Genomic DNA, 15,656 nt, shown 5'->3' with positions numbered 1-15,656 from the left:
GATGCTGCCTTAGGTTATCAATCAAGTAGCCAATGCAGTGCAATTGCTGCTGTCCATGAGAAATCTTTACCACCACAGCCAGCGCCTGTTTCTGGGTTAAAATATTCGTAGTAACCCGACTTAAGCACTAAGTCGCGGGTGTCATCCTGAATTTTTTCAGCTGTTGTTACAAACCCTGCTTCTTTAAGGCCGGTGGCTATCATCCAGTTAATGTGTAACCAAATAGGGCCGCGCCAGTAACGTTGTGGCTCGTATTTATCTTCTTTAGGGTGGGTAGATGCCACACTAAATTGGCTCGACTCGATAAAATCTTCTGTTGCGGTTTTAATAATGTGAGTTTGCTCGTCAGATGTTAAACCAGCATAAACGGTTAGTAATGCCGCTGACGTTTTAACTTTAGCGAGACTGTTGGTTAACACGTTTTTACAGTAAAAATATTCGCTTTGCTCACACCATAACGTGTTAACTGCTGTTTGAGTTAGTTCTAGACGCTGTGCTAAATAATCGGTACGTGCATCGTTTAAATCAAGCTGTTCACCCATTTTGAGTAAATCTTTTGTCGCACGGTGCAAAATAGCAATAATACCTAGGTCGTTCATTTTGTACGGACAGGTTTCGTAAATTACTTTGCTATCAAAATTGTTACGTTTAAAAAAATCTACTAGGTATAAGAAACGGTCGTACTCGCTTTTATGCGGGCGCTGCGACGAATCGACATGGCTGGTGTCGCGGCGGGTATACTCCCAATCAACACCAGGTACAGCTTCAAGCGCATCATCCCAAGATGGGCTGTTATCCATACCCGATTCCCAAGGATGGTAAGTGACCACTAAGCCTGTGTTTTCAGGATCGCGGTCGTTGTACCACCATAAATGGTAATCAACAACCTTTGAAAATAACGCCTTAACTTTTTGCTCTGCAAGGGTTTTATCTTGTGCACTGGCAAGCATTTCTTTCATTACTGTGGCCACAACGGGTGGCTGCGAAATAGACGTACTTTTAATTTTTTTATCTGAGCCCCACACATCTGGACCAGGGAAATAGGTAGTTGAATCTTTATGAAATAAGATATGCGGCACCATGCCATCATCCCACTGGCCTGAAAATAACACATCAATTTCTTGCCACGCACGGCGCTCGTCAGACTTCATCCAACCTAGTGCTGTTATTGCTGAATCCCAGTTCCATTGAAACGGGTAAAGGCCATGCGTTGGTACTGTATAGCCACCTAAATCGTTTGCTATTAGTGTTTTAGTAGCAAGGTCTGTAAGCGATGCCGCTGTGGCTGCATCAAGTTTACCGTTGATCGTAGTAGTCATATTGGGTGCTCTTTGTGTGTTATTTTCGATTTGAATAATGTTAAAGCACTCATTGTGGGTTGTAAATGTTTTTTTTCTGTGCTTAAATCCTGTTCGAAGTAACAAAAAACTAACATGTATACTTGATTATTTCGCACTTACTTAGCCACACTCTAAGTAATTACACACAGACAACTAGCACAATTGGAGAATACCCGTGAATAAAACTACGATCGCCTCTATTGTATCTTTATGCCTCACACAAGGCGCGTTTGCCGCAGAAGAGTCTGCGCCAAATACAGCAAAAAAAGCCAACAACGTTGAGCGTATTATCGTCTCTGGTACCAGTAAAGGACGTGTAATTTCAGATACTCCACAATCTGTAACCTCTATTAGCGAAGATGAATTAATAAAGCTTTCCTCAAGCAGCCAAGCAGATGTACTACGTTATATCCCAGGTATTAAAGTAGAAGGGGGCGGTGGTGAGGTTGCAACAAACCTACAAGTAAGAGGCTTACCTTCATCGGGTCAGTTTCAGTTTACGCCACTGTCGTACGACGGTTCACCTAGTTTGAGTGTTTTTGGCTTAAACTCGTCGGCTTTTGATGTTTACTACCGAAACGACTTAGGTATTGAGCGCGTAGAGTTTGTGCGTGGTGGTGTATCTAACTTATTTGGCCAAGGTTCTGTAGCGGGTATTATTAACTACATTTCTAAAACAGGCAGTGATGATCCGCAAAGTACCGTGCAAATGGAGCTATCTGATCAAGGGCGTACTCGTTTAGACTTTGCTACAAGCGGACCGCTTAACGAAGAGGGCCTTTACTATGCGCTGTCGGGGTTTTACCGTTACGACGAGGGCCCGTTAGATACAGGGCTTGAGACTAAAGGTACTCAGCTTCGCGGTAATATTCGTAAAGAATTTGATGACGGCTCTGGCTCATTTACGGTTTATGGCCAATACATTGACGATCAAGCGCAGTTTTACCTGCCTATTCCGCTTGATGGCGACAGCCGCGAGCGTTTAATTGGTAACGATGGCAGCGAGGTGGAGTCATTACAAACTGCTAATGTGTCTAACCTTACTTATGACACTGCTAATGGTCGTTATGAATCGCCAATCAGTGATGGTGTGGTAACTAAAGGTGGCTCAATCTCGGTCGTGTTTGAAAAAGAGCTCGCTAACGATTTTGCTATTAACATGCGCAGCAAATACGCAAAGTATCAGCACGAATTTAACCTTTTTTTAGATGGCGACGGTATTTTTAATGTTCCTGAGAGCCAAGAAGACTTTTTAGCTAACCGAGGTTTAGGCGATGTAAGCGATGCAGCGTTTACTTACACCGCATCTGGGCAGGCACTGGCAAGTGACGACTTGCTATTTGCTAACCGTATTTTAGACCGCGATCGTCCAGCAGAAGATTTTTCTGCCGAATTTAATGTTATTAAAAGTATGTTTGTTGGCGATTTTAGCCATGATATTACGTTAGGTTCGTTTTTCTCACACAGTGAAGCCGATGACGATAACATTATTACGACCTACTTGGGGGAATTTAACAATAACCCAGAACTGGTTGATTTAACGTACACCAATGCTGAGGGTGATGTTGTTCAGTACACACAAAATGGTATAAGTGGTCCAGGTATTTCTTACACTAACCAAACAATTAGCGCTACCCGTCGTGCGCTTTATATTGCGGACCAAATGGAAAGCGATGACTGGATTATCGATTTTGGTGTACGATATGAAGAAATTGACGGCAAAATTAGCCGTGAAGGCAGCCAAGTTGTACAAATATCTGATGATCCATCACTTGCGCCTAATTTACAGGTAAACACCATAGGCAGTGGTGTGATGACCTACGGTGAAGTAGATACCTCTGAATTTGCCGTATCGGGTGCGGCGTTATACCGCTTGACCGATAACTTAAACGTATACGCGAATGCATCTCGCGGGTTTTTCTTCCCAGAAATTAGAGGGATTCAGTTTAACGATTTAGGTGAGCCTGCCAGCTACGAAGCCGAAATTGTTGAACAAGGCGAACTGGGTATTAAGTTTTTTGATAACGACTTTAGCGGGAGCATCGCGTTATTTAGAACCGACTTAAAAGACAGACGCAGCGTAGACTTTGTAAACGATGGTAACGGGGGCGTATTAGAGCTGCCAGTTATGCAATCGACCAAAGCAATGGGCGTGGAGCTTACCGGTCGTTACGATATTACCGATGAGTGGGCGGTTGATGCCAACATGACTTACACCGACCACGAATTTACTGAGTTTGACTCAGACCCTTCTATTATTGGTAACGAGTTACGTCGTAAACCAAAAATATTATTTAACTCATCCATTAGTTACACCGCAGACAACTGGGATGCTGCTTTGTATCATAACTTTACCGGTAAAAACTATGCTAACGATGCAAACTCGGTAGAGCTTGATTCATTTCATTTATTTAGATTTGATGCAGGTTATAACTGGCAAATTGCACCAGAGCAAACAGTACGCCTAAGCGTAGGGATATTTAATTTGTTTGACTCTGATGGTGTAACCGAAGGCTCGCCGCGTTTAGGCAACAGCCAAACGTCAGACAATCCTTACTTTGTAGGTCGCCCAATTCTCCCACGACGCGTTACATTTAGAGTCAAATACGACTTTTAAATAAATGCTTTACGCCTATTAACCTGTTATGGGGTTAATAGGCTTTTTGCGTTGTGATGCATTTTTCAGCTAAGTTAGCGATAGGTTTGTTTTTAGGGACTGTTTTAGAAGTAAGCATATAGCTGTTTAGTTTTTTATTTTTGAGAAGGCGCTGTGTTTTCTTCATGTGAATACGCGAAATAATTATGAATATATTAGATTTTTCAATAGTTGCTCTTTATCTCGGTGCCTTATTGGTAATGGGGTTTATGCTACGCGAACAAACCAATAAAAGTGATTACTTTTTAGGAGGTAAAAGCTTAGGGTGGAAACCTTTAGCTTTGTCGGTAATGGCCACACAGCTTTCGGCTATTAGCTTTATTTCGGCTCCTGCATTTGTTGGTTTGCGTGAAGGCGGTGGTATGCAATGGCTCTCGTATGAGTTAGGTGTGCCGCTGGCGATGATTTTAATTTTAGCGACTATTTTACCTAAGCTTTATAAAAGCGGCATTGTCAGTATTTATGATTACTTAGAAATGCGCTTTGGTCGTTCTACCCGTGTGCTTATTAGTGTGGTTTTTCAGTTTAGCCGTGCATTTGCCACCGGTATTATGATTTATGCGGTATCGCTTATTCTTCAAGGCACCATGGGCATAGAAGCATGGCAAGCCATTGTGCTTACCGGCGTGATCACGGTGTTATATTCACTGCAAGGCGGCATGAAAGCGGTGGTATATGGTGATGCAATTCAAATGATCATCATTGTATTGGGTACCATTGCCTGTATTGGCTTCGGACTTTATCACTTAGGTGGGGTTGATACCTTTATTGCTAATGTGGATTCGAGTCGATTAGAAGCCATAAAATTTGATTCGTTTGGTTTTAGTGGTGATGGTTTTGGTTTTTTACCTATGATTTTTGGTGGTGTGGTGCTTTACGCCTCCTACTATGGGTGTGACCAAACACAAGCGCAACGTGCACTTAGTGCGAAAGATCCTAAAAACTTACGCTACATGATTTTAGCCAACGGCGTAGTACGGTTTCCTATTACTATTTTATATTGTGTGTCGGGTTTAATTGTAGGCACACTGGCTATGAGCAACCCTGAATTTTTAGCAAAAATTCCAGCCGATAACCCAGATTGGATGATGCCAATCTTTATTTTAGATTACTTACCACATGGCCTAATTGGTTTATTAGTAGTGGCTATTTTATCGGCGGCTATGTCATCACTTAGCTCTGCTATTAACTCGCTTTCGGCGGTCAGTATTGAAGATTACAGCCGTATTTCAAATAAAGAGCTAGACCAACCAACCTATTTAAAACTAGCTAAATACTTAGGACTTATTTGGGGAGCAATTACGTTAATTTTATCGCTTTATGCCGGTGATATAGCGCCTACTATTATTGAAGCCATTAACAAAGTAGGCTCATTATTTTATGGCCCAATACTGGCGGTATTTTTAATTGCCGTAGTTAGTAAGCGCAGTGCTGCGCTGCATGCAAATATAGGCCTAATTAGTGGTGTGTTAATTAACTTGTTGGTGTCGGTATTTGCGCCAGACATATTTTGGTTTTGGTGGAACTTTATTGGTTTTGTAAGCACTGCAATTATTATTTATATAACCAGCCGCGTTATTCCTCGTGAAGTAAACGAGGTTGCTAAAGCGCAAAACGCTGAGACAACCTCAAACTCAATTTTAACCGGTAAAGATATCGTTATGCTGCTTAGCATGTTTGTTGTGATGGTATTAATTTGCCTTGCTATTCCATCAATTTTTTCGTGAGCGTTTACCCATGGATTCTAAAAAGTCATTTTTAATCGATTTATTTACCACGGCGGTAAATGCCTGTAAACCCAGTGCGTGTATGGGCAAGTACTTGGAAAATATAGATGCCAGTAATGGTTTATGTGTGGTAGGTGCTGGTAAGGCCGCCGCAGAAATGGCCGCAGAGGTTAACCGTTTTTATGGGGATAAATGCTTTGGTGCGGTAGTGACGCGTTATGGCTACGAAAGTGCCGGCGATACTGGGCGCATAAAAGTACTGAGCGCTAATCACCCAACGCCAGATGATAACAGCTTAGCAGCAGGTAAAGAGTTATTGGCGCTTGTAAAAAATAACCCGGCCGATATTCCTATTTTGTTTATTATATCAGGTGGTGGCTCGTCGCTTATGTGCTTACCGGTAGATGATGTTCCATTTGCGCAAAAGCAGGCACTTAATCAGTTTTTACTTAAAAGTGGTGCAAGTGTTGATGAAATTAATGTTGTGCGCAAACAACTCTCGCTTGTTAAAGGCGGTAAGTTAGCGCAAGCGGCTAAATCGGATTATGTCACGCTGATTATTTCTGATGTAGTGGGCGATAAGCCAAGCGATATTGCCTCAGGCCCCACTATTAGCGATGGCAGCACTAAAGCTGATGCACTGGCTATTTTACAAAAGTACAATTGGCCAGTCATAAGCGAGATTGAAGCTTATTTACTAAAGCCTGAGCAAGCGGGTGCAGCCGATACAGTGGGAGAGCACTTTATTGTAGCTAATGCGCAGCACGCCATTGATAGCGCAATAAATGTAGCACAGCATAATGGCTGGGATACGCAAGTACTTGGATACGATATTCAAGGTGAGGCAAAAGAGGTTGCCCGCGCACATGCTAAAATTGCTCTTGAGCAAAAAGTACAAGGCAAGCGGGTTATGTTGTTCTCAGGTGGCGAGCTTACAGTAACTGTTGCCGATGTATACGGTGATGGCGGCCCTAATCAAGAGTATTTAATGGCACTGGCTGAAGCACTAAACGGCGAAGCGGGTATTTACGCAATAGCGTGTGATACTGACGGAGTTGATGGCAGTAAAGATGTTGCTGGCGCGTATATAGATAGCAGTACGATTGCTCGCGCACAAGCCGCTGGTGAGAACTTACAAGCGCAGTTACAAGGTCATAATAGTCATCAGTTTTTTAAAGCTATAGATGATTTAATTATTACTGGGCCCACGAACACAAATGTGAATGATTTTAGAGTGATAGTGGTTGAGTAGGCGCTGCGCCGTACTTGTTCTTTATAGTGGTTTAACGTAATCTTGTGCTCCAATTTTATTAGGGTTAATAGCTATGTTTTCGCTAAATAACAGTAACTTATTACGCTCAGGTTTTGAGCTTGGCAAAGGCGATAAGCTTTTTCAAGACATTGAGCGCGATATTATTAAGGTGGTGTTTTGGGAGCAATGTGTAACACAAAGCCATATTGTGAGCGCCACCCGAATTCCGCAGCAAACTGTCTCGCGTTTACTTAAGTCGTTAACCCAGCACGGCGTAATAGTGCAAACCGATACGCTAATTCCTAATAAAAAAGGTAAACCGGGGTTTGGCATTGCGCTAAACCCCGATTACGGATTTACCTTTGGTTTAGCTATTTTGCTTGATGCCATTTCACTTGCAGTTATGGATTTTACAGGCAAAGTAGTTTACACCCACATGCAGCTAATGTCGGATATGAGCATTAATAACGTGCTTAAATGCGCGCAAAAGCTGGTAGATGATATAAGCGCAGAGCGCGATATTCCAAGCGATAAAATATTGGGTATGGGCGTGGGTATTTCAGGCTTTTTTAGTTCTATGGACGGAAAAATGAATACCCACCATATGCTAGAAGAGTGGTCACAGGTTGATATTATCGATATTGTATCGCAGCACTTTCAGTTACCTACTTGGGTGGTTAACGACGCCACAGGCGCCGCCGCGGGCGAGGGCGTTGCAGGTATTGGCCGTGAGTATAAAAACTTTGTATATATGTTTGTATCGGCCGCATTTGGTGGCGGTATAGTTAATAACGGCGACGTATTGCATGGTACATACGGTAACGCTGGTGAGCTTGGCGACATGTTACCGCCTAAGCTGTATGCCCATCCAAATTTAGAGTTATTAAAACGTATTTTGAAAAAAAATGGCGTTGCTGTTAATTCAATTTACGACTTGCACGATAACTTTGACCCAGAATGGCCAGGCGTTGAAGAATGGCTATTTAAAGTTCAAGACTCGTTTGATTTAGTCGCAACCTGTTGCTCAGCGTTATTAGATGCAGAAGCGATTATTATTGGTGGCCATATACCTAAAGAGCTAGCTGAAAAAGTAATAGCGCGTACTGAAGTTTATGCGCAATTTAGACGAGGTGCTAAACGCCCAATGCCTAAGCTGGTGGTGTCTAATATTGATAATTTTCCGGTGTCGATAGGCGCAGCCACATTGCCATTTAGAGAGTTGTGTTTGTAGCTTAAGAGAAACCTAAAAACAAAAAAGCCGATATTGCATAAGCAATATCGGCTTTTTTGTTTGGGTTACTTACTCTTCAACGAACGGTTCACCTTCTGTCATCCACTTAGCGGCTGGCTTGCCTTTTAAGTAATGATCAAAGTACTGCATCATACGTATTGAAAAATCGACCTGATTAGGAAACTTTTTCAAATGATGTGGTTCGCCTTCATATTGTAAAAAGGTCGCGTCTTTACCCGCTCTGCGCAGTGCTAAGTAGTATTGCACGCCTTCGTGCCAAGGCACTGCATCGTCTTTATCGCCAAACATAATTAAAATAGGGGTATTTACTTTATCTGCAAAAAACACTGGTGAGTTTTCTATATACAGCTCGGGTGCTTCAAATAAGTTTTTACCTATACGGCTTTGTCCTGTTTCGTATTGAAATTGACGTGCAAGGCCCGACTTTAAACGTATGCCACTGTACGCACTGGTCATGTTTGATACCGGTGCGCCGGATACAACCGCTTTAAACATATCTGTTTGGGTGATCATAAATGCACTTTGATATCCTGCCCATGAGTGCCCTTGTAGGCCTATTTTATCTGGGTCGGCTATGCCTAAATCTATAAGCTTTTGTGTGGCGTTTATCATGGTTTGCGTTGACGATTTACCTGGGTGGCCTATTTCAAAGCGAATATCAGGCAAAAATACTGCGTAACCATTTGAGGTGAACATAGGGAAGTTAGGACGATGATTTAGCTCCATTTTAGGAAAATCATACATGCGCTGGCTCATATAGCGGTAAAAGTACACAACAACCGGTACTTTATCGCCTTTTTTGTAGCCTGCAGGTTTAATTAACACCCCTTGTAAGTCTTCGCCGTCAAAGCCTTTATAACTAATTAGCTCTGGCTTTTCGCCCCAGGAAAAATCAGCAATTTGTGGGTTTAAATGAGTCACCTTTTTAGGCGCTGAAAAGCTAAAATCAGTTTGGTAGTAATCAGGGAATTGTTGGTAAGTTTGCTCGGTAAATAGGTATTTATCGGCATTTTTTGCTTTTTTAACTACATCAAAGCGCTTATTACCGTTAAGTACTTTAGTGACTGTGTTTGAGCCTAAGTCGAGCTTAGCAACTTCACGCTGTTTTGATTGTAAGTTCACAGCTGATAGTAGCAACGTGTCGTCTTTATTATAGCCAACTAGGTTTTTATCTAGCTGAATTACGCGATATTGGGTGTCTGTATCTTTACCGTTTGTAAGTTGGGTTGCTTGCTGGGTATTTACATCAAACGCCCAAATATCGTATTTGCTATACACTAATACTTGGCTGCTGTTATTTAACCAACCGGCAAACCCATAACCAGGCTGCGCTGACGGGTAGTCGTGCTTGTCATCTGCAAAGGTGGCATTAATGGCTTTGCTAAGCGCGGTTACTTTATTATTTTTTAAATCTTTAAGCTGAACTTGGCTATTAGCAAAATAAGCAGCGTACTGACCATTTGGCGCAAGGCTTGGTGTAAACGGTGAGTTTTTAACAATGACTGTTTGCTCACCAGTATTTACATTGATGCTGTAGTAGTCGGCAAAAAAGCCGCCGTACATTATTTTTTCAAGATGCGCTTGGTTTGAATAGCCTAATACACTTTGACTACGGTTAGTGTTAAGCGTTAAATCGCTCACTTTTTCATTACTAAGCTGTACTGTTTTTTGACTATCTAAATGTAAAACTGCGCTGTAATGACGGTTTTTATTTACCTTGTTCCATTGTTGTTCTTCGCGTGGTTTTATTTGAGCGTCGTTATTGTGCCAAACTTTCAGCCCTTTATGCTCACGAATCGTGTCAAAGTTATACAGTGACGCTGTATCAGTGTATTCTTTTGCTTTTACTTTTGCAGCAAGTTTTGGGTGGTTTTCAAAGTATAAACGCTCGCCATCTTCGGAGAATGTAATTTTTGCTGTTTTGCCTATTACCCAGTCTTTATTAGGGGGGTCGATAGTGCTAAGGGTATTATTTTGCCAAAGTTTTAGTTCATATTGCCTACGGCGTGTATCGTCATTTACATAATTACCTAAGCTAAATGCTGCAATATCTTTACTTGGATGCCACACAATTGTTTGCGCAACAACACCAGGCTCATCGATTAGTACACTTTGTGCAAAGTTGTTGTTTAGTTCAAGTAGGACAATTTGATTATTATTGCCATCGCTGTAACTTTGGCTTGCGAGTAACAGGCTGGCTTTAGGGCTTATGGCGTAACTAAATACATTATTTATGCTATGTGTTGTATTGTTTTTTAAATCGACAATAACCAGCTCAAAGCTTTTATCTTTTTTGTCTGGCGTGATCTCGCTTTTTTCTTCTGTTTTATTGTCGGTGGTTTCGTCTTTTTCAGCTTTTTGATCAACTCGGTAAGCAAGCCACTGGCCATTATCAGCTAATACATAATCTTTTACGTCGGCAAATTGTTGTTTTTCGCCGGTTTGAGTGTTGATTAATATAAGGTTGTTTTTTAGCTCAGACTTCTTTTTAGTGGTCTCTTGCTTTAAAAGCGTTGGCACTTGTGTGAAGGCCACCCAGTTAGCCGCTTTGTTAATAACGGGCTTGGTGCCGCGCTCTACAGTGCTAATGAGGGTGTTAGTTGTTAAGTCATAAACTTGCCCGTTTGCATTGCCACGGTAAGGCTTAGCGCTAAAGCTGAGGATTTTACCATCATCTGAAAGTTGTGTGTTTTTTGCGTACTTAAAGTCGAATACGTCTTTAAATTCTAACGGCTTTTGAGCCCAAGCAGCTGGGCTTGCCAAACTTGCAAGCAGAGCTGAGCTTAAAAAGGTGAGCGTTGTTTTCATTATTGATTCTCGTTTTTCACAGTACTTTTAATGTAATAAGTATTGTAGCGAGTTTGCTTTATATTTCGAGCGGATCAGATAAGCGGTATAAGAAAAGGGACGAAAGGGTAAGCGTTAGCGCGAATAACTAGCGCTAACGGTAAAATAATAAAGTAAGGTTATAACCAAATTTTTTGTAGCTCTGGCCATTGTTTTTCAAATTGCGAACTTGGCTTTACTTTAAAGTCGCTGCGTACAAACTGGTTCATTTTACCTTCAACATAGGCTAGTAAAAAGTTAGCCAGGGTAAGTTCGTCACTTTGGAAGGTTTTTCCTTCACGAAGCTTTCGCTCGCGCAGTACTTGTTTAAATTGCGTTTCTAGTTTTTCAAATAAACCTTGTACACGTTCGCGTAAACGCTCTTGCTCGCCTTGTAGGGCGTCGCCGGTAAGTATACGTGTAATTCCTGGGTTTTTTTCTGCAAAGGTGAGTAGTAATAATAAAATATTATAAACGCGTGTTTGGCTTTCTTTTTCGTTTTCTAAAATAAGGTTGATGCGCGATAAAAGTGTGTCTTCGATAAATTCTATTAGGCCTTCAAACATACGTGCTTTACTTGGGAAGTGGCGGTAAAGCGCCGCTTCAGACACGCCCACTTCAGCAGCAAGCTTTGCAGTTGTAATCCGTTGTCCTGGGCTGGTTTCTAACATTTGCGCGAGGGCTTGCAGTATCTGCTCTTTGCGATTACTTCTTTTTGTCGCAGGCATGAACCTTCCTTTTTTATTTGTTATTTTTAGCTGGGGCTAGTCATTTTCTGTTCAAATGAGTGGCTTATGTTAATGTTTTATTCAGTCTGTTTCCAGCATTTTTATAGATGTTTAGCGAGCTGTTCGATCACTTGATGCGCAATTTCTGTTTTACTTGTTGCTGGTAATTCTACGCTTTGATTATGCCAATAAAGTGTTAAAGCATTATGATCGGAGTTAAAGCCTAAGCCACTTTTTGATACATCATTTGCACAAATCATATCTAAGTTCTTATTTTTAAGTTTACCCTTTGCGTAGCTCTCTACATTTTGTGTTTCTGCTGCAAAACCTACTGTATAAGGGCGGCCTTGCTCTAAGCTTGCAACGGCGGCTATTACATCGGGGTTTTTAACAAGTGTAAGGGTAAGCTCATCGCCTTGTTTTTTCATTTTTTGAGTAGCTACATTCGCTGCTCTGTAGTCGGCAACTGCTGCACAGCCAATAAAAGCGTCAGAATGTACGGCATAGGCTAATGACTCATTTAAAAGCTGTTCAGCACTTTCTATGTTTATTAAATTAGCACCAGCAGGGGCTTTAATAGTCACTGGGCCTGAAATTAAATTAACTTTAGCACCAAGCTCTAACGCAGCTTGTGCAAGGGCATAGCCCATTTTTCCTGAGCTGTGATTAGAGATAAAGCGTACAGGGTCAAGTGGCTCACGTGTTGGCCCAGCGGTAATGGTAATTGTTTTACCCGCTAATAATTGCGGCTGCTCTGTGGCCGTGCACAAAGCTACAAGCTCATGCGGCTCTAGCATGCGCCCAGCACCTACATCGCCACACGCTTGCTCGCCTTTGCCAGGGCCCCAAATTAATACATTACGAGATTTAAGCGTTGCCAAATTAGCTTGTGTAGCAGGGTGAGCATACATTTGCTGGTTCATTGCAGGCGCTATTGCTACTTTTGCGGGGGTTGCCAGTAATAACGTTGTTAGTAAGTCATCGGCAATGCCTGCAGCCATTTTGGCAATAGTATTACTCGTTGCAGGTGCGACTAAAATTAAGTCAGCCCATTTTGCAAATTCTATATGGCCCATTGCAGCTTCAGCTGAGGGGTCAAGTAATGAGTCAGACACTATCTCGCCGCTCACTGCTTGCATGGTTAATGGAGTTATAAAGTGTTTAGCTGATTCGTTCATAACGACTTTTACTTCGCAACCTGCGTCTTTTAAACGCCTAACGAGCTCGGCACATTTATAGGCTGCAATACCGCCAGTGATGCCAAGTACTATTTTTTTGTTTGATAAGTTAGTCATGAGTGTTTTCAGCTTGAGTATGTATGTAGGCTAAAATAACAAATCTTTGTGCTTTGAGCTAAGTTTTTAAGATTAAATAATCAGGCTAATTTTGAAATTTGCATTACAGTTATATGACTGTTTTTTAATCATCAAGGATGAATAATGCAATTAACTTCGTTACCTAATTCACTTCGCCCCCGTGAAAAACTCATTGCTAAAGGACCCAAAGCCTTGAGCGATGCGGAGTTATTAGCGATTTTTTTGCGTACGGGTTTACCTGGCATGAATGTTATTGAGCTTGCGCAGCACCTGCTTAACGAAAATAAAACATTGCATAATTTATTTAACGCCAGCCAAGATGAGTTTTGTGCGCAAAAAGGCTTAGGGGTGGCAAAATATGTGCAATTGCAAGCTGTGCTTGAGCTAAGTCAGCGTTACATGCAGGAGCGCTGCCAGCGCGATGCGGTGTTTAATTCGCCAAATGCGGTATATGAATATTTAACACTGCAAATGCGTGGGTTACAGCAAGAAGTGTTCATGGTGCTTTACCTTGATAGTCAAAACCGTTTGGTAAAAGACGAAATATTGTTTTATGGCACGATAAACTCAGCCAGCGTTTACCCCAGAGAAGTGCTTAAAGCGGCCTTAAAAAACAATGCTGCGGCTATTATTTTGGCGCACAACCATCCTAGTGGTATTGCCGAGCCAAGCCAAGCAGACAAACTTATCACTCAAAAATTACAGCAAGCGTTGCAATTGGTAGACATAAATGTGCTTGATCATATTATTGTGGGAGGAGAAACGTGTGTTTCATTTGCACAGCGAGGCTTGATTTAACTTTGCTTGGTGAATAAGTGTGTTAAAAATGAGCTGTTTGAGGTGTTTTGGCAAATTAGTTTAATTTAAATGCAGTTTTTACTTTCCCTAAGGGCATTCGATCTTTATAATTAGCCGCTATCAAATTTACATATGAGCTGGTTGGATAGATCAGTATTTGATCTTTGCCTGTAAAAGCTGTATAAAGAGCGCCCTTCGATTTATCTAGGGCACAAATACATGGCCTTAGGTTAAATTAAGCTCGAGCGAAGTTATTGGAGATATATAGACATGTCTAAAGTATGTCAAGTTACAGGTAAGCGTCCAACGGTTGGTAACCACCGTTCACACGCGAGAAACGCGACTAGACGTCGTTTCCTACCTAACCTACAAACACACCGTTTTTGGGTTGAAAGTGAAAAACGTTTTGTAACACTACGCACTACTACTAAAGGTATGCGTATTATCGATAAAAAAGGCATCGACGCGGTACTTACAGATATCCGTGCTCGCGGCGAAAAAGTTTAAGGAACTGAATCATGCGCGATAAAATCCGTTTAGTTTCAACTGCTGGTACTGGTTTTTTCTACACTACCGACAAAAACAAGCGTAATATGCCTGAAAAAATGGAAATCAAAAAATACGATCCTAAAGCTCGTAAACATGTGATTTTCAAAGAAGCTAAAATCAAGTAATTTAGTTTTCTTTCAGAATTGTAAAAACCCAGCTTAGGCTGGGTTTTTTGTTTTTAAAGTTACATATTCGTAATGTATACGCCAACTTACTCTAAAACCTAGGCATAAAAAAACCTTGCAGGTAAAACCCACAAGGTCATTATTTTAAAGCTTACAGCTTGGCAAACACGTCTTGTAGTGGTGGTACTACTTGCTTTTTACGGCTTAATACACCGTCTAGCCACACTTTACCTTCACTTAGTTTTTCACCATAAGCTTGCTCTACAAGTGTTGCATCATCTGATGCGATCAGCATTTGTGAGCCTTCTTTCATGATGTCGGTAAGTAGTAAAAATACTGAGTGGCGGTTACCTTCAATTTTTAGCTTAGCAATATCGGCTTCTAAGTCTGCTTTAATTTCGTCAAACACTGCAAGGTCGATTACTTCTAGCTGGCCTATGCCGACTAGATTGCCGTTCATGTTGAAGTCTTTAAAATCACGCATTACTAAGTCACGTACTGGCGTGTCTTCAACTGCAGACTTAACACGGAACATGTCCATGCCTAGTTCTTTAAAGTCTTCAATACCGGCAATTTCTGCTAGTGCTTCTACACATTTAATATCAGCCGTTGTACAAGTAGGCGATTTAAAAATAACGGTATCGCTTAAAATTGCACATAGCATGATGCCAGCGATGTCTTTAGGGATTTCTACGTTGTAGAAGTCATACATCATTTTAATAATAGTGTTAGAACAGCCAACTGGGCGAATCCAGCACTCAAGTGGTGTAGATGACGTTAAGTCACCTAACTTATGGTGATCGACTACGCCAACAACGCGTGCTTGGTCGATATCGTCAGGTGCTTGTGTTTTTTCGGTGTGATCAACAATATATACATCTTCGCCAGCGTAGCTTAATTTAAGCTCAGGTGCTTCGAAGCCAAATTTATCTAGGATAAATTGTGTTTCTGGTGACACTTCACCAAGGCGTGTTGGAATTGCTGGCTCATCGATTTGGTTTTTTAAATAAGCCAGTGCAATTGCACCACAAATAGAATCTGAATCTGGGATTTTATGGCCCACTACATACATAGACATTGACGGAAC

The 15,656-nt window shown here is 41.5% G+C and carries 12 protein-coding genes; 7 read left to right on the top strand and 5 right to left on the bottom strand.

Annotated features, from left to right (window positions below):
• Positions 1-17: 17 nt before the first annotated feature.
• Positions 18-1,319 (bottom strand): MGH1-like glycoside hydrolase domain-containing protein, encoded by a 1,302-nt coding sequence (locus AN389_RS05870; RefSeq protein WP_055017543.1) that lies wholly within the window; start codon positions 1,317-1,319, stop codon positions 18-20.
• Between the two features lie 196 nt (positions 1,320-1,515).
• Between AN389_RS05870 and AN389_RS05865 the strand changes: the two genes are divergently transcribed.
• The 4 genes from AN389_RS05865 to AN389_RS05850 all read left to right on the top strand — a co-directional run bounded on the left by AN389_RS05865 (position 1,516) and on the right by AN389_RS05850 (position 8,206).
• On the top strand, positions 1,516-3,957 hold the full coding sequence (locus tag AN389_RS05865; protein ID WP_055014240.1) for a TonB-dependent siderophore receptor: 2,442 nt from the start codon (positions 1,516-1,518) through the stop codon (positions 3,955-3,957).
• Positions 3,958-4,142: 185 nt separating this feature from the next.
• Positions 4,143-5,723 (top strand): sodium:solute symporter, encoded by a 1,581-nt coding sequence (locus AN389_RS05860; RefSeq protein WP_055017541.1) that lies wholly within the window; start codon positions 4,143-4,145, stop codon positions 5,721-5,723.
• Positions 5,724-5,733: 10 nt separating this feature from the next.
• A complete protein-coding gene (locus AN389_RS05855; protein WP_055014238.1) occupies positions 5,734-6,975 on the top strand; it encodes a glycerate kinase in 1,242 nt (413 codons plus the stop codon).
• A gap of 73 nt (positions 6,976-7,048) precedes the next feature.
• Positions 7,049-8,206, top strand: a complete 1,158-nt coding sequence (locus AN389_RS05850) for an ROK family transcriptional regulator (protein ID WP_055014237.1) — start codon at positions 7,049-7,051, stop codon at positions 8,204-8,206.
• A 69-nt stretch (positions 8,207-8,275) separates the two neighbouring features.
• Here the strand turns inward: AN389_RS05850 and AN389_RS05845 are convergent, their stop codons facing one another.
• The 3 genes from AN389_RS05845 to coaBC form a co-directional block, all read right to left on the bottom strand.
• The gene (locus AN389_RS05845) at positions 8,276-11,035 is read right to left on the bottom strand and encodes a prolyl oligopeptidase family serine peptidase (RefSeq protein WP_055017539.1); all 2,760 of its coding nucleotides are present in this window, start codon (positions 11,033-11,035) and stop codon (positions 8,276-8,278) included.
• Positions 11,036-11,193: 158 nt separating this feature from the next.
• Entirely contained in the window at positions 11,194-11,781 is a 588-nt protein-coding gene (gene slmA, locus AN389_RS05840) for a nucleoid occlusion factor SlmA (RefSeq protein WP_004587943.1), read from the bottom strand.
• Between the two features lie 101 nt (positions 11,782-11,882).
• Positions 11,883-13,076, bottom strand: a complete 1,194-nt coding sequence (gene coaBC, locus AN389_RS05835; RefSeq protein ID WP_055017538.1) for a bifunctional phosphopantothenoylcysteine decarboxylase/phosphopantothenate--cysteine ligase CoaBC — start codon at positions 13,074-13,076, stop codon at positions 11,883-11,885.
• A gap of 144 nt (positions 13,077-13,220) precedes the next feature.
• Here coaBC and radC point away from each other — a divergent pair, with 144 nt between their 5' ends.
• The 3 genes from radC to rpmG all read left to right on the top strand — a co-directional run bounded on the left by radC (position 13,221) and on the right by rpmG (position 14,569).
• Positions 13,221-13,895 carry a DNA repair protein RadC gene (gene radC, locus AN389_RS05830; RefSeq protein WP_055014234.1) on the top strand — a complete coding sequence of 225 codons (675 nt, stop codon included), beginning with the start codon at positions 13,221-13,223 and terminating at the stop codon, positions 13,893-13,895.
• Between the two features lie 270 nt (positions 13,896-14,165).
• Complete coding sequence (gene rpmB / locus AN389_RS05825) at positions 14,166-14,402, top strand: 50S ribosomal protein L28 (RefSeq protein WP_004587946.1); 237 nt, start codon at positions 14,166-14,168, stop codon at positions 14,400-14,402.
• An 11-nt stretch (positions 14,403-14,413) separates the two neighbouring features.
• Complete coding sequence (gene rpmG / locus AN389_RS05820) at positions 14,414-14,569, top strand: 50S ribosomal protein L33 (RefSeq protein ID WP_022946036.1); 156 nt, start codon at positions 14,414-14,416, stop codon at positions 14,567-14,569.
• A gap of 151 nt (positions 14,570-14,720) precedes the next feature.
• Here rpmG and AN389_RS05815 read toward each other — a convergent pair whose 3' ends face one another.
• Positions 14,721-15,647: a manganese-dependent inorganic pyrophosphatase gene (locus AN389_RS05815; RefSeq protein ID WP_055014233.1), complete on the bottom strand. Its 927-nt coding sequence runs from the start codon at positions 15,645-15,647 to the stop codon at positions 14,721-14,723.
• Positions 15,648-15,656 lie beyond the last annotated feature (9 nt).

The organism is Pseudoalteromonas sp. P1-7a (genome assembly GCF_001401855.1).
GTDB lineage: Bacteria > Pseudomonadota > Gammaproteobacteria > Enterobacterales > Alteromonadaceae > Pseudoalteromonas.
The sequence above is the reverse complement of the archived record's forward strand: the minus strand, read 5'-3'. Positions and strand labels throughout refer to the sequence as shown.

Excerpts from the sequence above, each read along its gene's own strand:
- AN389_RS05850 (WP_055014237.1), top strand. The coding sequence starts at position 7,049 with ATGTTTTCGCTAAATAACAGTAACTTATTACGCTCAGGTTTTGAGCTT.
- rpmB (WP_004587946.1), top strand. The coding sequence starts at position 14,166 with ATGTCTAAAGTATGTCAAGTTACAGGTAAGCGTCCAACGGTTGGTAAC.
- slmA (WP_004587943.1), bottom strand. The coding sequence starts at position 11,781 with ATGCCTGCGACAAAAAGAAGTAATCGCAAAGAGCAGATACTGCAAGCC.
- rpmG (WP_022946036.1), top strand. The coding sequence starts at position 14,414 with ATGCGCGATAAAATCCGTTTAGTTTCAACTGCTGGTACTGGTTTTTTC.
- AN389_RS05855 (WP_055014238.1), top strand. The coding sequence starts at position 5,734 with ATGGATTCTAAAAAGTCATTTTTAATCGATTTATTTACCACGGCGGTA.
- AN389_RS05870 (WP_055017543.1), bottom strand. The coding sequence starts at position 1,319 with ATGACTACTACGATCAACGGTAAACTTGATGCAGCCACAGCGGCATCG.
- radC (WP_055014234.1), top strand. The coding sequence starts at position 13,221 with ATGCAATTAACTTCGTTACCTAATTCACTTCGCCCCCGTGAAAAACTC.
- AN389_RS05860 (WP_055017541.1), top strand. The coding sequence starts at position 4,143 with ATGAATATATTAGATTTTTCAATAGTTGCTCTTTATCTCGGTGCCTTA.
- coaBC (WP_055017538.1), bottom strand. The coding sequence starts at position 13,076 with ATGACTAACTTATCAAACAAAAAAATAGTACTTGGCATCACTGGCGGT.
- AN389_RS05845 (WP_055017539.1), bottom strand. The coding sequence starts at position 11,035 with ATGAAAACAACGCTCACCTTTTTAAGCTCAGCTCTGCTTGCAAGTTTG.
- AN389_RS05815 (WP_055014233.1), bottom strand. The coding sequence starts at position 15,647 with ATGTCTATGTATGTAGTGGGCCATAAAATCCCAGATTCAGATTCTATT.